This is a genomic window from Citrobacter sp. Cpo100 (genome assembly GCF_030332595.1).
Classification (GTDB): Bacteria; Pseudomonadota; Gammaproteobacteria; order Enterobacterales; family Enterobacteriaceae; genus Citrobacter; species Citrobacter portucalensis.
The window spans coordinates 272,054-295,780 of the sequence record NZ_JAOWHM010000031.1; the positions used below are offsets into that span (position 1 = coordinate 272,054).

The 23,727-nt window shown below is 52.4% G+C and carries 23 protein-coding genes; 10 read left to right on the forward strand and 13 right to left on the reverse strand.

Annotation, left to right across the window (positions count from 1 at the left end):
- Window positions 1-9: 9 nt before the first annotated feature.
- The gene (gene osmF / locus OGX96_RS08205; protein ID WP_103014210.1) at window positions 10-927 is read right to left on the reverse strand and encodes a glycine betaine ABC transporter substrate-binding protein OsmF; all 918 of its coding nucleotides are present in this window, start codon (window positions 925-927) and stop codon (window positions 10-12) included.
- 232 nt (window positions 928-1,159) lie between these two features.
- Window positions 1,160-3,457 (reverse strand): beta-glucosidase BglX, encoded by a 2,298-nt coding sequence (bglX, locus tag OGX96_RS08210; protein ID WP_198801544.1) that lies wholly within the window; start codon window positions 3,455-3,457, stop codon window positions 1,160-1,162.
- 232 nt (window positions 3,458-3,689) lie between these two features.
- Between bglX and dld the strand changes: the two genes are divergently transcribed.
- Entirely contained in the window at window positions 3,690-5,399 is a 1,710-nt protein-coding gene (gene dld / locus OGX96_RS08215) for a D-lactate dehydrogenase (RefSeq protein ID WP_153752631.1), read from the forward strand.
- A 101-nt stretch (window positions 5,400-5,500) separates the two neighbouring features.
- On the opposite strand, the gene pbpG is transcribed toward dld, so the two are convergent.
- A complete protein-coding gene (gene pbpG / locus OGX96_RS08220) occupies window positions 5,501-6,448 on the reverse strand; it encodes a D-alanyl-D-alanine endopeptidase (protein ID WP_048234922.1) in 948 nt (315 codons plus the stop codon).
- A gap of 180 nt (window positions 6,449-6,628) precedes the next feature.
- Entirely contained in the window at window positions 6,629-7,216 is a 588-nt protein-coding gene (locus OGX96_RS08225; RefSeq protein ID WP_003834475.1) for a Yip1 family protein, read from the reverse strand.
- 243 nt (window positions 7,217-7,459) lie between these two features.
- Here OGX96_RS08225 and OGX96_RS08230 point away from each other — a divergent pair, with 243 nt between their 5' ends.
- On the forward strand, window positions 7,460-8,029 hold the full coding sequence (locus OGX96_RS08230) for a DedA family protein (RefSeq protein WP_003834476.1): 570 nt from the start codon (window positions 7,460-7,462) through the stop codon (window positions 8,027-8,029).
- Between the two features lie 37 nt (window positions 8,030-8,066).
- On the opposite strand, the gene mdtQ is transcribed toward OGX96_RS08230, so the two are convergent.
- Window positions 8,067-9,506, reverse strand: a complete 1,440-nt coding sequence (mdtQ, locus tag OGX96_RS08235) for a multidrug resistance outer membrane protein MdtQ (protein WP_286582689.1) — start codon at window positions 9,504-9,506, stop codon at window positions 8,067-8,069.
- Window positions 9,507-9,675: 169 nt separating this feature from the next.
- On the opposite strand from mdtQ, the gene OGX96_RS08240 reads away from it, so the two are divergent.
- Together OGX96_RS08240 and yohP are read left to right on the forward strand one after the other, a co-directional pair.
- Window positions 9,676-10,410 carry a class I SAM-dependent methyltransferase gene (locus OGX96_RS08240; RefSeq protein WP_071444688.1) on the forward strand — a complete coding sequence of 245 codons (735 nt, stop codon included), beginning with the start codon at window positions 9,676-9,678 and terminating at the stop codon, window positions 10,408-10,410.
- A gap of 70 nt (window positions 10,411-10,480) precedes the next feature.
- Window positions 10,481-10,564 (forward strand): small membrane protein YohP, encoded by an 84-nt coding sequence (yohP, locus tag OGX96_RS22670; protein WP_015572324.1) that lies wholly within the window; start codon window positions 10,481-10,483, stop codon window positions 10,562-10,564.
- Between the two features lie 103 nt (window positions 10,565-10,667).
- On the opposite strand, the gene dusC is transcribed toward yohP, so the two are convergent.
- The 6 genes from dusC to mhbT form a co-directional block, all read right to left on the reverse strand.
- Window positions 10,668-11,612 carry a tRNA dihydrouridine(16) synthase DusC gene (dusC, locus tag OGX96_RS08245; protein ID WP_048215919.1) on the reverse strand — a complete coding sequence of 315 codons (945 nt, stop codon included), beginning with the start codon at window positions 11,610-11,612 and terminating at the stop codon, window positions 10,668-10,670.
- Window positions 11,613-11,673: 61 nt separating this feature from the next.
- Complete coding sequence (locus tag OGX96_RS08250) at window positions 11,674-12,867, reverse strand: 3-hydroxybenzoate 6-monooxygenase (RefSeq protein ID WP_286582693.1); 1,194 nt, start codon at window positions 12,865-12,867, stop codon at window positions 11,674-11,676.
- A 14-nt stretch (window positions 12,868-12,881) separates the two neighbouring features.
- On the reverse strand, window positions 12,882-13,526 hold the full coding sequence (gene maiA, locus OGX96_RS08255; protein ID WP_284960350.1) for a maleylacetoacetate isomerase: 645 nt from the start codon (window positions 13,524-13,526) through the stop codon (window positions 12,882-12,884).
- Between the two features lie 8 nt (window positions 13,527-13,534).
- A complete protein-coding gene (locus OGX96_RS08260; protein WP_003845199.1) occupies window positions 13,535-14,236 on the reverse strand; it encodes a fumarylacetoacetate hydrolase family protein in 702 nt (233 codons plus the stop codon).
- A 15-nt stretch (window positions 14,237-14,251) separates the two neighbouring features.
- Window positions 14,252-15,289, reverse strand: coding sequence for a gentisate 1,2-dioxygenase (gtdA, locus tag OGX96_RS08265; protein WP_008785260.1), 1,038 nt, complete (start codon window positions 15,287-15,289; stop codon window positions 14,252-14,254).
- Window positions 15,290-15,300: 11 nt separating this feature from the next.
- Window positions 15,301-16,659 carry a 3-hydroxybenzoate transporter MhbT gene (gene mhbT, locus OGX96_RS08270; RefSeq protein WP_128611991.1) on the reverse strand — a complete coding sequence of 453 codons (1,359 nt, stop codon included), beginning with the start codon at window positions 16,657-16,659 and terminating at the stop codon, window positions 15,301-15,303.
- A 126-nt stretch (window positions 16,660-16,785) separates the two neighbouring features.
- Between mhbT and OGX96_RS08275 the strand changes: the two genes are divergently transcribed.
- From OGX96_RS08275 to OGX96_RS08300, 6 genes are all read left to right on the forward strand, one after another.
- Complete coding sequence (locus tag OGX96_RS08275; protein WP_071444684.1) at window positions 16,786-17,694, forward strand: LysR substrate-binding domain-containing protein; 909 nt, start codon at window positions 16,786-16,788, stop codon at window positions 17,692-17,694.
- Between the two features lie 131 nt (window positions 17,695-17,825).
- Window positions 17,826-18,230 (forward strand): CidA/LrgA family protein, encoded by a 405-nt coding sequence (locus OGX96_RS08280; protein ID WP_003834497.1) that lies wholly within the window; start codon window positions 17,826-17,828, stop codon window positions 18,228-18,230.
- Entirely contained in the window at window positions 18,227-18,922 is a 696-nt protein-coding gene (locus OGX96_RS08285; RefSeq protein ID WP_003027380.1) for a CidB/LrgB family autolysis modulator, read from the forward strand. Before OGX96_RS08280 ends, OGX96_RS08285 begins: the two co-directional genes overlap by 4 nt.
- A gap of 148 nt (window positions 18,923-19,070) precedes the next feature.
- Window positions 19,071-19,955 carry a cytidine deaminase gene (gene cdd / locus OGX96_RS08290; protein WP_191227003.1) on the forward strand — a complete coding sequence of 295 codons (885 nt, stop codon included), beginning with the start codon at window positions 19,071-19,073 and terminating at the stop codon, window positions 19,953-19,955.
- A gap of 163 nt (window positions 19,956-20,118) precedes the next feature.
- Window positions 20,119-20,838 carry an outer membrane permeability protein SanA gene (sanA, locus tag OGX96_RS08295; protein ID WP_003027383.1) on the forward strand — a complete coding sequence of 240 codons (720 nt, stop codon included), beginning with the start codon at window positions 20,119-20,121 and terminating at the stop codon, window positions 20,836-20,838.
- Between the two features lie 2 nt (window positions 20,839-20,840).
- The gene (locus OGX96_RS08300) at window positions 20,841-21,080 is read left to right on the forward strand and encodes a DUF2542 family protein (protein ID WP_003834502.1); all 240 of its coding nucleotides are present in this window, start codon (window positions 20,841-20,843) and stop codon (window positions 21,078-21,080) included.
- 50 nt (window positions 21,081-21,130) lie between these two features.
- Here the strand turns inward: OGX96_RS08300 and mglC are convergent, their stop codons facing one another.
- Both mglC and mglA read right to left on the reverse strand, forming a co-directional pair.
- Window positions 21,131-22,141: a galactose/methyl galactoside ABC transporter permease MglC gene (mglC, locus tag OGX96_RS08305; RefSeq protein WP_003027393.1), complete on the reverse strand. Its 1,011-nt coding sequence runs from the start codon at window positions 22,139-22,141 to the stop codon at window positions 21,131-21,133.
- A 15-nt stretch (window positions 22,142-22,156) separates the two neighbouring features.
- Complete coding sequence (gene mglA, locus OGX96_RS08310; RefSeq protein ID WP_003027396.1) at window positions 22,157-23,677, reverse strand: galactose/methyl galactoside ABC transporter ATP-binding protein MglA; 1,521 nt, start codon at window positions 23,675-23,677, stop codon at window positions 22,157-22,159.
- Window positions 23,678-23,727 lie beyond the last annotated feature (50 nt).

Genomic DNA, 23,727 nt, shown 5'->3' on the forward strand with positions numbered 1-23,727 from the left:
CAAACTCCGTTACTTCACCCATCCTTTTTGCTTCAGGTAGTCTGCTGCAACTTTTTTCGCATCCAGCCCCTCCACGGCAATACTGGCATTCAGCTGCTGCAACGTTTTTTCATCCAGGCTGGCAAAAACCGGTTGTAGCCATTCTCCCATTTGCGGGTAGTCTTTCAGCACCGATTCACGTACGACGGGTGCTGGCGCATAAATGGGCTGGACACCTTTTGGATCGCTTAAAGTTTGCAGACCGAGCGCCGCTACCGGGCCATCGGTGCCATAAGCCATCGCCGCATTGACTCCAGAAGTCTGCTGCGCCGCTGCTTTAATCGTCACCGCGGTATCTCCCCCAGCTAGCGACAACAGCTGATTTTGATTCAGTTTGAAATCATAGGCTTTTTCAAACGCAGGCAACGCGTCAGCCCGTTCGATAAATTCAGCAGAGGCAGCAAGTTTGAACGTTCCCCCGTCTTTCAGGTAGCGGCCTAAATCAGCAAGGGACTCAAGCTTGTTCTTTTGCGCGACATCCTGGCGTACCGCAATGGTCCAGGTATTGTTGGCAGGAGCAGGCGTTAGCCAGACCAGCTTATTTTGCTCTGCATCCAGCTTTTTCACTTTCTCGAAACCGGCCTGCGCATTTTTCCACGCCGGATCATTTTCATCTTTAAAAAAGAATGCGCCATTACCGGTATATTCCGGATAAATATCCAGCTCACCGGAGGTGATTGCCCCACGTACTACTGGGGTGGTGCCCAGCTGTACTTTATTGACAGTTTTCACGCCATGGCTTTCGAGCACCTGCAAAATAATGTTGCCGAGCAGCGCCCCTTCGGTATCTATTTTTGAACCAACCGTGACGGGTGACGCGGCCTGTAAGGGTAGGCTTATCGCGGCTAACAGCGCCAGCGAACCCACCGATACTTTTGAGATTATCATGCTGTACTCCTTATCCTTTTGCGGCCCTTTTCAGAGACTTGAGGAAAAAGCATAGTCGAAAAATCAAGCCTTAACCTGGCAATTGGGTGGTAACGCTGAGAGTTATTAGCGGTAAGGCGATAATAAAATAAAAAAAATCCGGCAAACCCAATGTGAATTTGCCGGATGATACGACTTTGTCAGCCTGATAAGCGTAGAGCCATCAGGCATGCTGCATGACTTTATTCATCTATTACAGCAGTTCAAATTCGCCCTGCTTCACTCTGGCGGAATCCACGCCGATGAAAACGTTAAATTTGCCAGGTTCTGCATCGTATTTCATCTGCTGGTTCCAGAATTTGAGCGCTTCAATATCAATCGGGAAGCTGACGGTCTGGGTTTCACCTGGCTTAAGATTCACTTTTTCAAAACCTTTCAGCTGTTTTACCGGACGACTCATGGAGGCGGTCACATCCTGTAAATACATCTGAATCACCGTTGCACCTTCGCGCTTGCCGGTGTTGGTCACCTGCACGCTGGCCGTCACGGTTCCGTCACGCTTCATCGTCGGAGAAGAGAGCTTCACATCAGAAACCGTAAACGTGGTGTAGCTCAGGCCATATCCAAAGGGATACAACGGACCATTGGCTTCATCAAAGTAGCGCGACGTGTACTTGTTCGGCTTATCGGCGTTATACGGACGACCGGTATTGAGATGGCTGTAATAGACCGGGATCTGTCCAACAGAGCGCGGGAAAGACATCGGCAGCTTGCCTGACGGATTGTAATCACCAAACAGCACATCGGCGATGGCGTTACCGCCCTCCGTCCCGGCAAACCAGGTTTCGAGGATCGCATCGGCTTGTTGATCTTCCTTCACCAGCGCCAGCGGACGACCGTTCATCAACACCAGAACCAACGGTTTACCCGTGGCTTTCAGCGCGGCAATCAGGTCACGCTGACTTTGTGGAATGGTGATATCGGTGCGGCTGGAGGCTTCATGCGCCATGCCCTGCGCTTCACCGACTACCGCGACAACCACATCAGATTGCTTCGCGGCGTTAACGGCTTCATCGATCATCGCCTGCGGCGAACGCGGGTCAACCTTTACCGCTTCTTCATACAGGTTGAGGAAATCGACAATGCCTTTGTCGTTGGTGATATTCGCCCCTTTGGCGTACAGCACTTTGCCCTGATCGCCGACGGCATTTTTAACCCCCGTCAGTACCGTTACCGACTGATCGGCAACACCGGCGGCGGACCAACTGCCCATCACATCACGCTTGCTGTCGGCCAGCGGACCGACAACCGCCACTGTGGCCGATTTTTTCAGCGGCAACGTTTCCAGACGGTTTTTCAGCAGCACCAGGCTTTCGCGCGCCACTTCACGCGCCTCTTTGCGATGCAAACGGCTTTCTGCGTTGGTGTCCTGTGGGTCAGATTCTTTGGCCCCCAGATGGCTGTACGGATCGTTAAACAGCCCCATATCATATTTCACGTTCAGCACGTGGCGCGCGGCGTCGTCCAGCTCCGCCATCGTCACTTTGCCGGATTTAATCAAGCCCGGCAGATATTTGCTGTAATACTCATCGCTCATACTCATGTTGATGCCGGACTTGATCGCCACACGCACCGCATCTTCAGGATCGGAGGCGGTACCGTGCTTAATCAGTTCCTTAATCGCGCCGTGATCGGAAACGGTAATCCCCTTAAAGCCCCACTCATCACGCAGCACGTCTTTTAACAGCCAGGCGTCTGAGGTTGCAGGCGTACCGTTTAGCGAATTAAGACCCACCATCACCGCACCGCTACCGGCATCCAGCCCGGCTTTATACGGCGGCATATAGTCGTTGAACAGACGCTGTGGGCTCATATCGACGGTGTTATATTCCTTGCCACCTTCAACCGCGCCATAGGCGGCGAAGTGCTTGACGCTGGTCATCACCGAATAGCGGTCAGCCGGGCTTTTCCCCTGCATCGCTTCCACCATGGTTTTACCCATCGTAGCCGTTAAATACGTGTCTTCACCAAAACCTTCTGAAGCACGGCCCCAGCGCGGATCGCGAGAGACATCGACCATTGGCGCCCAGGTCATATTCAGACCATCATCGGCAGCTTCATACGCGGAAATACGGCCAACGGTTCTGACCGCATCGAGATTAAAAGAGGACGCCAGGCCGAGACTTATCGGGAACACGGTACGCTGACCGTGCAATACGTCGTAGGCAAAAAAGAGAGGAATTTTCAGGCGGCTGAGCTCCATCACCTGATCCTGCATTTTGCGGATATCCTGGCGCGTGACGGTGTTAAAAATTGCCCCAACCTGCCCGTCTTTGATCATCTCGCGGATGGCTTCTTTCGGGTTATCAGGCCCGACGCTTATCAAGCGTAGTTGCCCAATTTTCTCATCCACGGTCATCTGTTTAAGTAAATCGGTAACGAATGCATCCCGCGCTTCTGGCGTCAGAGGATGGTTACCAAACAGCGTGTCCGCCAGCGCTGGTTGCAACGCCAGACTCACCGCGACACCTACAGAACATAGCCATTTCATGTTGATTCTCTCTTTATTTTTTCCCGACGAGGCAGCGAAAATATAACAAAAACCGCAGTTTGCCGTAAGACTAAACGGGAGCGATAAAGAAAGCTAAGGTTATTCTCCTAATTTTCGAAACCAACGCGACTCAGTGGAGGACAACCCAGAGACAATGTGAATGAGAAAGCGTATTGTCATACAAAGCGCTATGCTTGTTCCTGATATTGAGTCCCACCACAAGGAGTGGAGAATGTCTTCCATTACAACAGATAATAAAGCTTTTCTGAATGAACTGACCCGTCTGGTAGGTCATTCACACCTGCTCACAGACCCTGCTAAAACCGCCCGCTATCGCAAGGGATTCCGTTCCGGTCAGGGCGATGCACTCGCCGTGGTGTTCCCTGGCTCGCTTTTAGAACTGTGGCGCGTCCTCAACGCTTGCGTCGCCGCAGATAAAATTATCCTGATGCAGGCCGCCAACACTGGCCTGACCGAAGGCTCTACGCCGAGCGGTAATGATTACGACCGCGAGATTGTCATTATCAGCACCCTGCGCCTTGATAAGCTGCACGTCATCGGCAAAGGCGAACAGGTGCTGGCCTATCCCGGCACCACGCTTTATTCACTGGAAAAAGCGCTCAAACCGTTTGGCCGTGAGCCGCATTCGGTGATCGGATCTTCCTGTATCGGCGCTTCAGTGATTGGCGGTATTTGTAACAACTCCGGCGGCTCGCTGGTTCAGCGCGGTCCGGCATACACGGAGATGTCGCTGTTTGCGCGTATTGACGAGCAGGGTAAATTACAGCTGGTTAACCATCTGGGTATCGAACTGGGCCAGACCCCAGAACAGATCCTTAGCAAACTTGATGACGAGCGTATCAAAGATGACGATGTGCGCCACGATGGACGTCATGCACACGATCACGACTACGTTACCCGCGTCAGAGATATTGAGGCGGACACGCCCGCTCGCTATAACGCCGACCCGGATCGGTTGTTTGAATCATCCGGTTGTGCAGGCAAGCTCGCGGTTTTTGCGGTGCGTCTGGACACCTTCGAAGCCGAAAAAAACCAGCAGGTCTTTTACATCGGTACCAACCAGCCAGAGGTGCTGACGGAGATCCGCCGTCATATTTTGGCAAAATTTGAGCATCTGCCGGTCGCCGGTGAATATATGCACCGCGATATTTATGACATCGCTGAGCAATACGGCAAAGATACGTTTCTGATGATCGACAAGCTCGGCACCGACAAAATGCCGTTCTTCTTCACCCTGAAAGGTCGCACCGATGCGATGCTGGAAAAAGTGAAAATTTTCCGTCCACATTTCACCGATCGGGCAATGCAGAAATTTGGCCATTTGTTCCCCAGCCACTTACCCGCGCGCATGAAAAGCTGGCGCGATAAGTACGAACATCACCTGCTGTTAAAAATGGCCGGTGGTGGCGTGGCTGAAGCGCAAAACTGGCTAAGCGAGTTTTTCGAAACCGCTGAAGGCGACTTCTTTGCATGTACGCCGGAAGAAGGCAGCAAGGCGTTTTTGCATCGCTTTGCGGCGGCTGGCGCGGCGATTCGTTATCAGGCCGTACATGCCGATGAAGTGGAAGATATTCTGGCGCTGGATATCGCGCTGCGCCGTAACGACACCGAATGGTACGAGCATCTGCCTGCAGAGATCGACAGCCAACTGGTGCACAAACTCTATTACGGCCACTTTATGTGCTACGTCTTCCATCAGGATTACATCGTGAAAAAAGGCGTGGATGCGCATGCGCTGAAAGAGCAGATGCTGGAGCTTCTGCACGAGCGCGGAGCACAGTATCCGGCAGAGCATAACGTCGGACATCTGTATAAAGCACCGGAAACCTTAACCCGTTTTTACCGCGAGAATGACCCCACCAACAGTATGAATCCGGGGATTGGTAAAACGAGTAAGCAAAAGTTCTGGAAAGAGTCGTAAACCAGAAAAAGATAAGCGCCACCGGGCATGTTGCCGGGGGCGCTTCGCTTGCCCGGCCTACCGCTACATTAGCTATGTGTATGCCGGATGAGGTGTCTTATTTAATCGTTCTGTGCAGTTTGCTCGCTCGTCGCTGAACCCGCCGCTGCCATCTGCGCCGCTTTTTGCTTTTTATAGCTCAGCGCCGCTGCCGGAACCGGCATCACCTTGCCCGTTTCGATCCAGGTACGTAAACGGCTGGCATCGGCAAAGTGGGTATATTTACCGAACGCATCCATCACCACCAGCGCCACCGGTTTGTTATTGATCACGGTGCGCATCACCAGACAGTGGCCTGCCGCATTGGTAAACCCGGTTTTGGTTAACTGAATATTCCAGTTATCGCGGTATACCAGATGGTTGGTGTTACGGAATGGCAGCGTATAAGCCGGGTTGGCAAAGGTCGCCATATCTTCACGCGTGGTGCTTAACTGGCCAATCAGCGGATACTGCTTGCTGGCGATCAGCAGCTTGGTTAAATCACGAGCGGTCGAGACGTTATGAATCGATAAGCCGGTTGGTTCCACAAAGCGTGTCTGAGTCATGCCGAGCGCTTTCGCTTTGGCATTCATAGCCTTAATAAACGCGTTATAACCGCCAGGGTAATGATGCGCCAGGCTCGCCGCCGCACGGTTTTCTGATGACATCAGCGCCAGCAGCAGCATGTCTTTACGGCTAATTTCACTGTTCAGTCGCACACGAGAGTAGATGCCTTTCATTTCCGGCGTCTGGCTGATATCAACTTTCAGCTTCTCATCCAACGGCAGTCGTGCATCAAGCACCACCATCGCGGTCATTAATTTGGTAATCGACGCAATCGGACGCACAAGGTCCGGGTGGTTCGAATAGATAACTTTGTTGGTATTCAGATCAACAATCATCGCGCTACCGGACGCTATCTCAGGCTGAGAAGCTGCTGCGGTAGTTGCCGTTTTAGCCACGGCTTGGGGTGCAAAAGGAACGGCCAGCACCAGGGCAAGGCTTAATAATGAAACTCGGAATTTCAGCATGATGAGATTTCTGATAATGGTTCACGCACGTCACAACGCACACCGCCAGAGACTAAGTATTATCTCAAGCTAGCTCAGGCATCATAGCGATCCGGCAGGTTTGCCGCCACAGGAGAATCGTCTCGAAATGCTGCGTTGCTGACTTTTACGTCAACAACGCAGCGCAGACAGGTTTATCCGTCAGAATAACCGATAGCCGTAACCCCACAGGATTACCGTAATCGCCAGCAGAACTTCCAGTACCAGCACACCGATCGCCAGCGTCGAACTGGAAAAGCTCAGGCCTTCCTCTTTAGAGATATTCAGGAACGTCGGAATGCCGAGATAGAGTAAATAACCGGTGTAAAACAACGCAATGGTCCCCACCAATGCGCACAGCCAGACCAGCGGATAAAGTGCGACCAATCCGCTTAAAAACAGCGGCGTCGCGACATACCCTGCAAAGACCATGCAATGCGCCAACGACGGGCGCTGCGGGTAATTACGTGCCATCCACCAGATAACCCGGCCCATGACGGCGACGCCTGCCAGCATCACCCCGTAAAACAGAATTGCCATCGCAAATCCGGTCAACAGAGATAACTTCAGGATATTGCCATCGCCAAAATTCCAGCCGATTTGCGTGGTACCGATAAACGCGCAAACAACCGGGATTGCCGCCATCAGCAGTACATGGTGGGTATAGTGATGCGAAACACTTTCGTTTTCGCTGTTGATCACGTGCATTTCACGATCGGGATGGGAAAACAGCCCCCAGACATGGTTCATACCGCCCCCTTCTTGTCAGCTCCGGACCTCAACACTTCAAGTATAATTCAGCTTTTGATTATTTTATGTACACAGAGAAAATACCGGATCGCTACGGCGAATGTCAGTTAGTAAGCCGTAGGCCTGATAAGCGAAGCGCCATCAGGCATTAGGGAACTGAACGACGTTAAGCGCTACTATGCGTCTTTTCCGGCATCAAGTATTCATAGGGTGTATGCTATTACCGTGGAGGTCATACAACGTATGGATATAACGCATTATGTTGCGCAGTACGGCTATGCTGCGTTAATCATCGGCAGCCTGGCGGAAGGTGAAACCATTACCCTGTTAGGCGGCGTCGTGGCGCATCAGGGAGTCCTGAAATTCCCGCTGGTGGTGCTCTCGGTCGCGCTGGGTGGGATGATTGGCGATCAGTTGCTTTATTTACTCGGACGTCGTTTTGGCGGCAAAATTCTGCGTCGTTTCTCGCGCCATCAGGCGAAAATTCATTATGCGCAGAAAATGATCCAACGGCGTCCTTACCTGTTTGTGGTCGGTACGCGCTTTATGTACGGCTTTCGCGTTATTGGTCCCTTACTGATTGGCGCCAGTCACCTGCCGCCGAAGATATTTTTACCGCTGAATATTCTTGGCGCGTTTGTCTGGGCGTTGCTATTTACCACCCTCGGCTACGTCGGTGGTGAAGTGATCGCGCCGTGGCTGCATAGCCTTGACCAGCATATCAAGCATGGCATCTGGCTGGTGCTGGTTATCGGGATAGTCGCGGGCGTCCGCTGGTGGATGAAACGCCGAAGCACGCGTAAAGCGCAATGAAGATGGCCCGACAGCGGAACACCGTCGGGCCGAACAATCAGGATGCGTGATAACCGCCGCCCAGCGCGCTGGTCAACTGGATTGAGGCATCCAGCCATTGGCCTTGCAAAAGCAGACCGTTGCACTGTTCACGTAATGCCGGGATCTTTGCCTCGCTGACCCTGGAGCCCGCAATAATACCCGCATTAAAGCGCGCCTGCGCCAGCCCCACTACGCGCTGAGCGTCATGTTCAATCTGCTGCTGATGCTGATTTTTCTGCGCCAATGTTTCTACCTGCGATGCCGCACGTGCCACGTCATTCACCGCATCCACCACAGCTTTGTTGTAATTCGCCACCGTCAGGTTACTTTGCGCTTTCGTAATATCGAGATTCGCATTCAGCCTGCCACTGTCAAAGATAGGCAGCGTCAGCCCGGCGGTTACGCCCATTTGCTGCGCGGAATGGCGGAACAGGTCACTCAGATGTAACGCATCCTGTTGTAAAAATGCCATCAGATTCACATCGGGATAAAACGCCGCTTTCGCCGCATCAATGCTACTCAGCGATGACTCAATGTACCAGTGAGCCGCCTGCAAATCTGGTCGACGGGCAAGCAGCGAATAACCTAGCTGGGACGGGAGCTGACTTTCAACCACGGGCAGTTTGGTCGAATGGAGCTTCAGGGCAACGGACTGCGAGTTGCTCAACGCGCTTAGGCGCGCCTCAATCACCTTCATTTTACCGCTGACATCATTCAGCTGCTGCTCTGTTTTGCTGGAATCGATATCGGTTTCGACGCCTTCCACCGAAGAAGTGAGGCCGTTTTGATACAGTTGACGATCGACGGTAATCACATTTTGCTGCTCGCTTTCGATTTGCGTCAGCACGGTTTTCAGCGCCGCCTGCGTCTGCCATTCCCAGTAAAGACGGGAGACACCGCTCGCCAGCAGCTGCCGGGTTTGCTCGCGCTCAGCTTCACGCGCCTTAACGGCTCCAATGCGCGCAGTCACTTCGGCCCGATTCTTACCCCACAGATCCAGATTCCAGCCGGCAGTTAAACCAAAAGTACCGTTGGTATACCACGGCCCCGTGGTTCCTGCTGCGGGATCGGTTATGGCGAAAGGTCCCATCAGCCCCTCAGCTGACATTCTCTGACGCTCAACGTCTGCGGAGAAGTCAATCTCCGGGCCATCTTGTGCTTCCACGGCCTTAGCCTGCGCCTCCGCCAGTTGAATGCGCTGTTCCGCGACCTGCATATCAGGAGAATTTCGCAACGTGCTGTCAATCAACGCATTAAGCTGGGGGTCGTGATATGCCTTCCACCACTGGCTGTCCGGCCAGCCATTTTTTAACGCGGCAGGCAATGTGGTATCGGCATTTGCGGCAGGCGTCTGCTGTGACAGAGACTGGCGGTCATCATGCATCGGCGCGCAGCCAGACATCAGAACAAAAAGCGGCAACAATGCCGTCGTGACAAACACAGAATTACGATTCATGGAGATATACAGGTAAGAAAAGATGTGCAGAGATTACGACTTGTCGCTGTTGCTTTTTTAGTTACGCGTGGCAATACATCTTTGGCAATAAAAATATATAATCAGCAAAATATACACCTAGTGAATAATATAGATTAAATAATTTTAATAATTAATGGATGGAGATGTTATGTCACAGAATATCTATGACAATCCTGAGTTCTTTGCCGGATATGCCACGCTGGATCGTTCAGTAAAGGGACTCGACGGCGCGCCAGAATGGCCGACAATACAAGCGATGCTCCCCTCTCTTCAAGGCAAAAATATTCTTGATTTGGGCTGTGGATATGGTTGGTTTTGCCGCTACGCGCGCGATAATCAGGCAGCCAGTGTAATGGGACTGGATATTTCACAAAAGATGTTAACCCAGGCACACAGTATGACGCAGGGTAATGGCATCGTTTATCAGCGTGAAGATCTCGAAACGCTAACCCTGTCCCCAAATTCTTTTGACCTGGTTTATAGCTCGCTTGCCCTGCACTATTTGCACGATATAGAACGATTATTCGTAACCATTTACCAGTCATTAACACCAGGCGGTATGTTAGTTTTCTCTGCCGAGCATCCAATTTATACCGCACCGCTTAATCAGGGTTGGATAAAAGATAAATCCGGGCAGCTGTCCTGGCCGGTTAATCATTATCAGCAGGAAGGTGAGCGCATCAGTAACTGGTTTGCTGAAGGCGTCAAAAAACAGCACCGTAAGCTGGCGACCTGGATTAATGCGCTGATTGCCGCCGGATTCGAGATCGTCTGTGTCGATGAATGGGGACCGTCCGGGCAACAGATTGCTGAAAACCCGGCTTTAGATGAAGAAAAAGAGCGGCCGATGGTGTTTCTGCTCAGCGCACGTAAACCAGCATAACAACGCCTCCAGGCAGAATGATTGATACTTTCCTATACTCAATCTGAACTTACCAAAAAAAGGAAAGTTAATGAAAATTCTGCTGTGGGTAATTCTGATTATTTTTCTGATTGGGCTATTGGTGGTAACAGGCGTGTTTAAGATGATTTTCTGATGTCGTCATTTCGCCCAGGCCTGATAGCAGAAATCTCAGGCTATTCTTCTCTCTGATGCCGGATGGCGACGTAAACGCCTTATCCGGCCTACTGGAACTGAGATCAGGCAGTAATCTCGATAGCCTGAATCGCACGTGCGATATCCGGCGAATTATTTAACGCTCGAATTTCCTGAAACAGTTCTGTTGCCTCTGAATATTCTTTGCGCAAATACCCTAACCACTGCTTAATCCGCGCTACATGATACAGCCCTGTGTCCCCCTGCTTTTCAAGTCGGGTATATTTTTGCAACAGCGTCACGACTTCAGGCCACGGCATACGCGGCTCGTTGTATTTCACCACGCGGCTCAGGTTCGGAATATTTAATGCGCCACGTCCGATCATCACCGCATCACATCCGCTGATGGCCATACAATCCTGGGCGCTCTGCCAGTCCCAGATTTCGCCATTCGCGATAACCGGAATGGAAAGCCGCTGGCGGATCTCACCGATCGCCTGCCAGTTGATATGTTCGGCTTTATAGCCCTGCTCCTTGGTTCGGCCATGCACGGCCAGTTCGCTGGCGCCAGCCTGCTGGACGGCATCGGCAATTTCAAACTGCCGGTCGCTGTTGTCCCAGCCCAGACGAACTTTCACTGTCACCGGAAGATGAGCCGGGACCGCCTCGCGCATAGCTTTTGCGCCCCGGTAGATAAGCTCAGGATCTTTCAATAACGTTGCGCCACCGCCGCTACCGTTCACCAGCTTCGATGGACAGCCACAGTTTAGATCGACACCGTATGAGCCCAGTTCTACCGCGCGCGCGGCATTCTCCGCCAGCCACTGCGGATACTGTCCTAACAGCTGAATGCGAACCAACGTGCCGGATGGCGTCCGGCTGTTGTTATGGAGTTCCGGGCAGAGTCGATGAAATACTTTTGCCGGCAGGAGCTGATCCACCACGCGCACAAACTCGGTGATGCACAGATCGTAATCATTCACTTCAGTCAGCAGCTCGCGCACCAGTGAGTCGAGCACGCCTTCCATCGGCGCCAGTAAAACACGCATATCGTCACCCGCAAAAAAAGAGGCGCTATGGTAGCGCCTCCGTTCGGGAGATTAAAGAGGCTCAGCGCGGCAACAGGCAGTTATCTTCTTTCCAACCGTACAGCCATTCCATACCGCGATAAAACTCCACCTGCGATTTGTCTTTCCACAGCAGATTACGCACCTGCCGCTCGACGCCTGCGGCGTGGTAGACACGGCCCATTTCACGCGTTGACCAGACGATGCGTGCGGTACGCGGAATACGCACCGACTCATACAGCGCAAAGGCATCAGCCGCATCGCCATCACTCTGCTGTAGCGCTTTACCGAGCGTTACAGCGTCTTCCAACGCCATACAGGCACCCTGAGCCATATATTGCGCCACCGGGTGCGCGGCATCCCCCACCAGCGTGATGCGGTCGGTTCCCCATTTTTCTACCGGCTCGCGGTCGGCGGTGGACCAGCGCCGCCATGACGTCGGTTTATCAAGCATCTGGCGCGGGCGCGGATGAATACCCGCAAAATAGGAGAGCACTTCCTCTTTGCTGCCATCTTTCACGCCCCACTCTTCCTGCTGACGACTGTGGAAGGTCACCACCAAGTTATATTGCTTACCGCCGCGCAGCGGATAGTGCACCAGGTGACAGTGTGGTCCGGCCCACAGCACCGGTGCGTTAATGCGTAAATCCTCCGGCATATCATCGCAATCAATCACGGCACGATAGACCACGTGTCCGGTAACCCGTGGCGCATCGCCAATCAGAGACTGACGAACGACCGATTTTACACCGTCACAGCCCACCAAAATATCCGCCGTCCAGCTGTTGCCGTGCTCATCAAATACCGTGACGTCATTATCTGTCTGGCGAATATCAACCACGTTAGTTGAAGTGCGATACTCAACGTTAGGATGCACCAGCGCCGCTTCCCAAACGCTGGCGTGAATATCAACCCGATGGATAACCGCATAAGGACCGCCAAAGTGATCGCGGAACGCCTGGCCGGTTTCAATGCGGACCACCTCTTTTGCGTTTACCGCATCCATCATCGTGATGTGGTCGGTAAAAACGGCACGCTGACGGGCGACTTCTCCCACGCCAAGGCTGTCCAGAGCAGAGAATGCATTCGGCCCGAGCTGAATACCCGCGCCAATTTCACCAATCTCGTGCGCTTTCTCCAGCAACATCACTTTAATGCCCTGACGGGCCAGCGATAGCGCGGTCGCCGCGCCGCCAATCCCGCCACCCACGATAATTGCGCGTGTCACTTTAGCCATTGTCGTTCTCCTTATCAGGCTGGAATTTTATCTTGTTGATTCTCGGGCGCGGCGGCGATAAACGCCGGAAGCTGAGTACAGGCATCATATACCGCCTTACAGCGCGGATATCCGCTCAGATCGCACCCCATACGTAACGCGTTCGCCCACTGTGGGATCAGACAGCAATCCGCCAGCGTCGGCGCATCACCCACGCAGAACTTCCCCGAATGACTCTGGCGCAGCATCTGTTCCACCGCGCTTAACCCTTGCTGGATCCAATGTGCATACCAGCGTTTTTTATCTTCTTCACTGACCTTTAACTCTTCGCTCAGGTAGCGCAGTACCCGCATGTTATTCACCGGGTGGATATCACAGGCGATGGCATAGACAATTTCCAGCACCTTACTGCGCACCGGGAAGTCGGCAGGCAGCAGTGGCGTTTGCGGAAAGTGGCCATCCAGCCAGTCAATTATTGCCAGCGACTGCCCAAGTGATTCTCCGTCATCGGTCACCAGAGTCGGCACCAGTCCCACCGGGTTCATCCGTCGGTAGGCCAGTTCGTTCTGCTGACCGATGCGAATGTTGACGCCCACCATCTGGTAATCCAGCCCCTTCAGCGCCAGCGCAATGCGCACCCGATATGACGCCGAGCTATTAAAGAAACTGTACAGCTTCATCATCCACCTCAGACAATCTTCACGGCGATGGGGGTTAAACCGTCTACGTTTCCGGTGATCACATCCCCTTTAACTACCGCCCCCACGCCTTCTGGGGTACCGGTGTAGATCAGATCGCCCGGCTGCAGTTCAAAGAAACCAGACAGATAGCTGATGGTTTCATTCACAGACCAGATGAGGTGGCGAATATCGCTACGCTGATGATCGTCGCCGTTGACCTGCAACCAGATTGGCGCATGGTTAACATCCACACTTTCGCTGGCTTTATGCAGCGGCGCGATGGGTGCGGAGAGATCAAACGCTTTGCCAATTTCCCACGGACGCCCCATCTGGCGCATCTCCATCTGCCGATCACGGCGGGTCATATCCAGACCGGTGGCATAGCCCCAGATATATTCGTGCGCTTTTTCCAGCGGAATATCGCTGCCCTTTTTGCCAATCGCCACCACCAGCTCTATCTCATAGTGATAGTTATCGGTTTGCGATGGGTACGGCAGTTCGAGGATCTGACCAGCCGCCACCGGGACTACCGCATCGGCAGGTTTACAGAAAAAGAACGGCGGTTCGCGATCCGGATCAAAGCCCATTTCACGGGCATGGGCGGCATAGTTACGGCCCACGCAGTAAACACGGCGCACAGGAAATTGTTCATCACAGCCAACAACCGGAACGGTAACAGGCGCTTGTGGTTCAAATACGTATTGCGTCATTTTCTCTCTCCCAAATTAATAGCGTGCTTCGCGGAACAACCCCAGTGCTTCCTGAACCGGTCTGTCCGAAAAACTGAATAAGACGGTATCTTCGTGGGTCTGGAACGACACGCCGTGCCAGGTTGGCACCACAAAGATATCTTTTGGCGAAAAGTTGAAGGTCTCGTTACCAATGGTGACCTGCCCACATCCTTCCACCACGTGGTAGATAGTGCTGTCGGTGGTACGCGCCATCCGTGAGGAAAAGCCCTGCGGCAACAGTTGCAGGAAGGTTCCCATCGAAGGCATGGGATAACCGCCGGTTACCGGGTTGACGTAACGCATCTTGTAACCGTCCCACTCATCGGCGTCGCCCATGCGCGTCAGGTCATGCAGTGCTTCACGGCTGCGATCGTAGCGATAGTTAAAAATCGGCGATGAGTTACCTTTCTGATGACGCAGCGGCAGCATATTGGCCGCGTAGCGCGGTAAGTAATCCCCTTCCTTGCGCGTGACCGGCTGCTGATCTTCCGGGTAGTCTTCCGCAAAGCCACAGCCCAGCAGGTTCACCAACGGCAGGTCCAGACCGTCCAGCCACACCACCGGTTCACTGCCCGGGTTGCCGTGATCGTGCCAGCGCCACTGCGGCGTCAGAATAAAATCGCCTTCATGCATCTGGGTGCGCTCACCGTCCACAGCGGTAAATGCCCCTTTCCCTTCGACAATAAAGCGCAGCGCAGACTGATTATGACGATGACTCGGCGCAACCTCGCCCGGCATAATTAACTGCAATCCCGCGTACAGCGTTGGGGTGATTGAAGACTGTCCACGCAGCATTGGGTTTTCCAGCACCAGCACGCGGCGAATCGCCTCTTTCGCGCCAATCAGATCGCCACTTTCCAGCAGCAGCGGGCGGATCTCCTGATAGTTCCAGTACGCAGGCGCGCAATGTGCGTTCGGTGTTGGCGGCACCAGGCGGTGCAGCGACTCCCACAGCGGGGTCAGATTCTGCCCGGAAATATGCTGGTAAAACTGCTGACGGCTGTTCTTAACGTCCTGATTCAGTTCAGACATAGGGATTCTCCTTATTCATTCACAACACCTGCGCGTGGCAGAGTATTTGAGGCAGAGGCCGACTGGCGGATAACAACCGTCAGCAGCGTAAGCATTACCGCGCTGATGGCCGCCGGGACGGCAATAATGAAAAACAGGTTATCGAATGAGAAATTCATCGCCATCATCACCCCGCCGGAAAGCGAGCCGACAATCGCGCCGCAGCGCCCCACTGCATTAGACCAGCTGACGCCCGTCGCCCGGCTTTGTGTCGGATAAAGCGTGGCGGTTAACGCATTAAGACCAACCTGAGAACCGCTGATGCCGATGCCGGTGCCAAAAATAGCCAGTGCCATCAGCCACAGACCGTTTTCGCTCAGGCCAATCATGACGATACACACTGCGCCCAGCGCATAACTCACGGCCAGCACGCGGAAAGGATTGTATTTGTCCATCAGCACGCCCAGCGCCAGTGCCCCCAGCGTTCCTCCAATCTGGAAGGCGGCAGTTACCCAGGAGGCATGCTGCAGATCAATTCCACGATGGTTAAGCAGCGTTGGCATCCAACTGGAGAGCAGATAAATAATCAGCAGGCTCATAAAGAACACTACCCATAGCATCAGAGTAATAGGCAGTTGTCGCCCAACGAACAGCTGGCGAATGCTGCCTTTAGCTATCGCGGCACCTTCGTTGAGATAAAAATGGGTATTGTCATAACGTTCCCGGGTGATGGCGCTAACGGTTCTGGCAATCACGTTTTGCGGCAGTTGACGACGAACCTGCCAGCGCGGGGATTCCGGTAGCGCAAACAGCAGAGCAACAAACAGCATTAGCGGTAGAACGCCTCCCAGCACCAGAATGCCGTGCCAACCAATCACCGGCACCAGCTGTGCGCTGACGATACCGCCCATTGCCGATCCCAGAGTAAAGCCACAGAACATCATGGTGACCAGTGCGCCACGCCGACGCGCGGGCAGGTATTCCGAAGTCATAGTAATGGTATTCGGCATCGCGCCGCCCAGCCCTAAGCCGGTAAGAAAGCGCAAAATAACCAGCGTTTGCAGATCGGGTGAAAAAGCCGAAATTAGACTAAGCGCACCGAACAGCGCCACGCAGAGTTCTATCACTCGTTTGCGGCCAAAACGGTCGGACAGCGGGCCACAGAGCAGCGCGCCAGCGGTCAGCCCCAGCAGACCTGCACCAAACAGCGGTGCCAGATCGCCGGCAGTCAGTTGCCAGTGAGTGCGAATGTCGGGTGCGATAAAACCAATCGCCGCGGTATCAAATCCGTCGAGCATGACAACCAGAAAGCAGCAGATGATAACGCGCCACTGGGTCTTACCGACGGGGGCGGAATCGATCAGTGCTTGTAGATCACGTTGTTGAGTCATAGTGAATGCCTCAGTGCAGGTAGAGTAGATGTCTGTTTTGTTTTAGGTATGTTGCGACTTTGTATGTTTGGAGATGAAATGTACAATGGCTTTTCATGCAGAGGCATAACCTGGAGGTTATAGCAAATGGCAAACTGGGCGCAGAAACTGAAGTTGCAACACCTGCAAACGCTTATCGCGCTGGGCGAACAGGGAAATCTGACGCACGTCGCCCGGATGATGAATATCACCCAGCCCGCGTTGTCGAAATGGTTATCACAGCTCGAAGATGAGATTGGCATCACGCTCTTTGAACGTCACAGTAAAGGCTTGCGTCCTTCCGAAGGCGGCAAGTTGCTACTGCAACATGCCCAACGCCTGATCAATGATATGGAGCGTTCGCAGTATGAAATCGCCCGTTTTAAGCAAGGCGGCCTTGTAGGGAGTCTGAAGATTGGCTGCTCGCCGGTAGCGACCGACTGTGTTTCACAGGCAATACTGGGTTTGCTCACAGAACTGCCAACCCTGCATCTAAATATTGAAGAGAAAGTGATGACCCCGCTGCTGCACGATCTGCTCGCGGGTTCGGTGGATGTCGTCGTCGGTCGGGTCGGCGGTCGGGCGCTTCAGTTGCCGCTCAATTATCAAGTGCTGTATACCGAGCCGGTCTGTTTCGTCGCCCGCCCCGATCATCCCTTGGCAAAATATCCCCTGCTCACCTGGCACGATCTGGCTAACTGGCGCTGGATTGTCTGGCCGACAGGAACCCCTATCCGGATAAGCATTGATAACGCGCTGGTTGATAACGGCGTAATGTTGCCGGAAAACATCATTGAATCGGCATCAATCAACGTCAGTACCAACCTGCTGCAAAGTAGCGACATGATCTCTATTCTTTCTCTACGGCTGGCACAACGGTATGCCGCCCAGGGACAACTGGTTATCCTGAATCTGCCGAAGATTGAACAAAAAGGCAGCGTCGGCGTATTCTGGCGCAACAACGAAACGCCGACTACCGCCCTGAACCGTTTTCTGTACTACCTGGCACAAGTTTAGCGCGGAGAGTTAGGGCCATCGCCCGATGTTCCAGATATCTATTTCCTCTATGCTTAGAATTCATGATGTGATCGGTAGCACGTTTTTAAGTTTAATTGTATGATGAATCAGTCTCGTCAAGGGTTTCAACTATGAGCAAAGCACTGAACGTTATCTGGCAATATTTGCGCGCATTCGTCCTGATTTATGCCTGCCTCTATGCAGGTATTTTTCTTGCATCGCTACTCCCTATCACCATTCCGGGCAGCATTATCGGCATGCTGATCCTATTTGTCTTACTGGCTTTGCAGGTGTTACCGGCAAAATGGGTTAACCCCGGCTGCTACGTGCTGATTCGCTATATGGCCCTGTTGTTTGTCCCGATTGGCGTGGGGATCATGCAGTACTTTGACCTGCTGCGCGCGCAATTTGGTCCGGTGGTGGTGTCTTGTACCATCAGTACGCTGGTCGTTTTCCTGGTGGTGAGCTGGAGCTCGCACATTGTGCACGGTGAGCGCAAAATCGTTGGGCAAAAAGAGGCTAAAGCAAAAAAATGATGTCGTATATCTGGTGGTCATTACCTCTTACGCTGGCGGTATTTTTTGGCGCACGTAAGCTGGCAGCTCGCTTTAAAATGCCTTTGCTGAACCCTCTGCTGGTCGCCATGGTGGTAATTATTCCCATTCTGCTGCTGACCGGTATTCCCTACGATCACTATTTCAAAGGCAGCGAAGTGCTGAACGATTTGCTGCAACCTGCCGTGGTCGCGCTGGCCTATCCGTTATACGAACAGTTGCACCAGATTCGCGCCCGCTGGAAATCAATCATTGCTATCTGTTTTGCTGGGAGCGTTGTGGCGATGGTAACAGGTACAACAATCGCCTTGTTGATGGGCGCATCGCCGCAAATTGCCGCGTCTATCATGCCAAAATCGGTCACCACGCCTATCGCTATGGCCGTGGGAGGCAGTATTGGCGGCATTCCGGCTATCAGCGCCGTATGCGTCATTTTTGTCGGCATTCTCGGGGCGGTATTTGGACATACGTTACTCAATGCCATGCGTATTCGCACTAAGGCCGCTCGTGGGCTGGCAATGGGCACCGCGTCGCACGCCCTGGGCACCGCACGCTGTGCGGAACTGGACTATCAGGAAGGTGCGTTTAGCTCACTGGCGCTGGTCATTTGCGGCATTATTACCTCGCTGGTAGCCCCGTTCCTGTTCCCGATTATTCTGGCAGTGGTGGGTTAATCTTCATTTTTTAGCTATTTATTTGCGATGCGTTGCACATTTTTCATTTAAGTTTCATAAGTTGCATACACAATGAGATTTGGATCACATATAAAGCCATAACAGGCCCGTAAACTACGATTCCATTACATTGTTATGAGGCATCGCCATGCATCCACGTTTTCAAACTGCTTTTGCCCAACTCGCGGATAACTTGCAATCAGCCCTGGCCCCTGTTCTGGCGGATGTGCATTTCCCCGCCATGCTGACTGCTGAGCAGGTCTCTTTGCTGAAACGCGAATCGGGACTGGACGAAGACGCGCTGGCATTCGCTCTGCTGCCGCTGGCTGCGGCCTGCGCACGTACTCCGCTGTCCAACTTCAACGTTGGGGCAATTTCTCGCGGCATCAGCGGCAACTGGTACTTCGGTGGGAACATGGAGTTCCTGGGCGCGACCATGCAGCAAACTGTTCATGCCGAGCAAAGCGCTATCAGCCACGCTTGGCTGCGCGGTGAAAAAGGGCTCGCCGCCATCACCGTCAACTACACGCCGTGCGGCCACTGTCGCCAGTTTATGAACGAACTGAACAGCGGACTGGATTTACGGATTCATCTGCCGGGACGTGCGCCACACATGCTACGTGATTACCTGCCAGATGCCTTCGGCCCGAAAGATCTGGAGATTAAAACGCTGCTGATGGACGAGCAGGATCACGGCTTCGCGCTGCAGGGCGATGCGTTGACCCAAGCGGCAATCACCGCTGCTAACAGATGTCATATGCCGTACAGCAAATCCCCAAGCGGCGTGGCGCTGGAGTGTAAAGATGGCCGTATTTTTAGCGGCAGCTATGCTGAAAATGCCGCCTTTAACCCGACCCTGCCTCCGCTGCAAGGCGCGTTAAACCTGTTGAATCTGAACGGTTATGATTATCCAGATATCCAACGCGCCGTGCTGGCTGAAAAAGCCGACGCGCCGTTGATTCAGTGGGATGCGACCTCCGCCACGCTGAAAGCACTGGGCTGCAATAATATTGAGCGCGTTCTCCTGGGTTAATCGACTCAATAACGCCAGTTCGTAGGCCGGATAAGGTGTTTACACCGCCATCCGGCACTATGCAGAATGCCTAAAATCCCCTCAATCAGACTGCTGTTTCTTGCGCTACGTCTTCCGGTACAGTAGCCTGATTGAAATTCCATCCAAATAACGAGTTTTCTGCATGTTAAAGCGCGTGTTTTACAGCCTGTTAGTCCTGTTAGGCTTGCTGCTTTTGACTGTGCTTGGACTCGATCGCTGGATGAGCTGGAAGACGGCTCCCTACATTTACGACGAACTGCAGGATTTGCCCTACCGCCAGGTCGGTGTGGTTCTGGGCACGGCGAAGTATTACCGCACCGGCGTCATCAATCAGTATTACCGCTACCGTATTCAGGGCGCATTGAACGCCTATAACAGCGGGAAGGTAAACTATCTGCTGTTAAGCGGCGACAATGCCCAGCAAAGCTACAACGAACCCATGACGATGCGTAAGGATCTGATTGCCGCAGGCGTCGATCCCGCTGACATCGTGCTTGATTACGCCGGGTTCCGCACGCTCGATTCCATCGTGCGTACGCGTAAAGTATTCGACACCAACGATTTCATCATTATTACTCAACGATTCCACTGTGAGCGCGCCTTGTTTATTGCGCTGCATATGGGCATTCAGGCCCAGTGCTACGCCGTACCTTCGCCAAAAGATATGCTCACCGTGCGGGTACGTGAATTTGGCGCCCGTTTTGGCGCACTCGCCGATCTCTACATTTTCAAACGTGAGCCCCGTTTTTTAGGCCCACTGGTGCCCATCCCTACCATGCATCAGGTACCGGACGATGCGCAGGGGTATCCGGCGGTCACGCCTGAACAATTACTCGAATTACAAAAGAAACAAGGAAAATAAGCATGGAAGGAAAAACGATCTTTATCGTTATTGGCGTACTGATGATTGTTCTCTGGACGTGCAGAGAAGGCCTGAAGGGACTGCGTTCCGGTATCGTCGAGAAAACAGTGAAAGGTTCGCAGACGCCAATGATCATTTCTCGCGCTAAAGAACCCAGCACTTACTGGAGCTATATCATCGTTTATTTCGGTATGGCCATTGGTGCACTGTTCACTGGTATCTGGTTACTCTTTATCAAATAAAAAACCGATGCAGAAAGCCTCTGCACCGGTTTTATTTTTCTCTTCCCAGATTACTTCTTACGCGCGTACTTCAGTGAGTCCAGCGCGACCGCGAAGATGATAATGCCGCCTTTGATAATATACTGCCAGTAAGGGTTCACGCCGATGTAGGTCAAACCGTAGTTGATGACGGTGAAGATAATCACACCGGTCACTACGCCAAACACGGTACCTACCCCGCCGCTGAACGACACGCCACCAACCACGCACGCCGCAATCGCATCCAGCTCATACATAAAGCCGAGGTTGTTGGTCGCAGAGCCGATACGTCCGGCTTCCAGCAAACCACCGAAGGCATAGAACACGCCAGACAACGCATAGATAATCAGCAGGTTCAGCGCAACGTTTACACCGGACACTTTCGCAGCTTCCGGATTTCCGCCGATGGCGAAAATGTTTTTACCGAAGCGGGTCTTGTTCCACAGCACCCACACAAAAGCCACCGCAATCAGCGCATAGAAAGTGATGTAGGAGAGTCGGAAACTGCCCAGTGCAATAAAGCCCTGCGCAAAGGTTGAGAATCCACTGTCAAAGCCAGAAATTGGCGATGCACCGACGAAGTCGTAGTACAGGGAGTTGATCCCGTAAACGATAATCATCGTACCCAGTGTGGTAATAAATGGCGTTACGTTCAGATAAGCAATGATAATACCGTTCACCAGACCGATAATGGCGCCAATCACGCAGACAATCAGCACCACTACAATGATCGGCATCGTCGCCATTTCCGGGAACACCTTGTTGGCATTCTCCATCGACTGCAACAGAGTTGCCGCCACCACTGCCGCCAGGCCAACCTGACGCCCCGCCGACAGGTCGGTCCCTTGGGTAACAATCAGTCCAGCCACACCCAATGCGATAATAATACGCACCGAGGATTGCGTGAGAATATTACTCAGGTTCAGTAAGCTTAAGAAAGTGGGATCCTGGAAAATAATAATCGCCAGCAAAACCAAAAGAACAACGTAAATTCCGCCTTCTTTCAGGTAAGTAAGAAAACTTTTCTTATTTAACGCACTCATGAGGAGCCCCTAATCTTAAAGGTGCAAAGACGCAAGACGGAGGATTTCGTTTTGCGTTGTTGTTTTAGTGTCAACAATTCCAGCAACGAGACCATTGCTCATCACCAGAATACGATCGGTAATACCCAGCAGCTCCGGCATTTCAGAGGAAATAATAATAATCCCCTTATCCTTTTTCGCGAGTTCGGCAATCAACTGATAAATTTCAAATTTCGCACCAACATCGATTCCGCGCGTCGGTTCATCCAGCATCAGAATTTCTGGCTGGGTTAATAACCAACGACCAATAACCACTTTTTGCTGATTACCGCCAGAAAGTGAACCGATTTGCGTACGATGACCCGGCGTTTTTACCCTCATGGAGTCAATTACCCACTGGGTATCACTCTTCATGCGGGAATTATCCAACAGACCAACTTTGTTTTTATAGTTTTGGATATTGGAGATTAACGAGTTAAAGCCAATGTCCAGATACGCATAAATACCGGTTGAGCGGCGCTCTTCCGTGACCAGTGCAAAACCATGGTTGATGGCTTCATTTGCACTGTGGTTATTAATCTTTTTGCCGTGTAGCGTAATCGTACCCGATGACTTCTCACGAATACCAAAAAGCGTTTCAACGATATCCGTGCGTTTTGCGCCTACCAGACCGGCAATTCCAAGAATCTCCCCTTTGTGCAAATCAAACGAGATATCACGAATCGACGGCTGGCGCAGCGAGGTCAGGTTACGCACTTGCAGAATGACTTCACCAGGTTTGTTTTCTTTATCCGGAAAACGTTGGTTTAGTGAACGTCCAACCATCATGGCGATGATCTTATCCATATCCAGCCCTTCCAGCGGCTGGGTCGCAATCCACTGACCGTCGCGCAGAACGGTAATTTCATCGCACAGCTGGAAGATTTCTTCCATTTTGTGAGAGATATAAACAATACCGCATCCACGCTCTTTCAGCTTACGGATGATGGTGAACAGATGGTTAACTTCTTTTTCGGTTAACGATGAAGTTGGCTCATCCATGATGACGATTTTGGCGTCATAGGAGAATGCTTTCGCAATTTCAATCATCTGCATTTGTGAAACGGATAATGTGCCGACACGCGCACGCGGATCGATATCAATATCCAGTTCATCAAATATCGCTTTGGTATCGCGGTACATTTTTTCCTGATCGACAAACATGCCTTTGGTGGGATAGCGTCCCAGCCACATGTTGTCCATCACAGAACGTTGTAATACCAGGTTTAATTCCTGGTGTACCATCGAAATACCATTTTCGAGCGCTTCTTTCGCAGAATGAAAATCGATTTCTTTACCCTGAAATAAAATACTGCCGGAATCTTTTTGATAGATGCCGAAAAGACATTTCAATAATGTTGATTTCCCCGCTCCATTCTCTCCCATTAGGGCGTGAATAGAATGCGGGCGGACTTTTAAATTGACATTATCAAGCGCCTTAACGCCGGGGAAGGACTTGTTGATGCCGGTCATTTCCAACAAGTATTCGCCTGACGACTGAGTATGTGTGCTGACCATAATTATACCTTGTTGGCCTTGCAGAGTGCGTTATTAAGGGCGCAATGAAA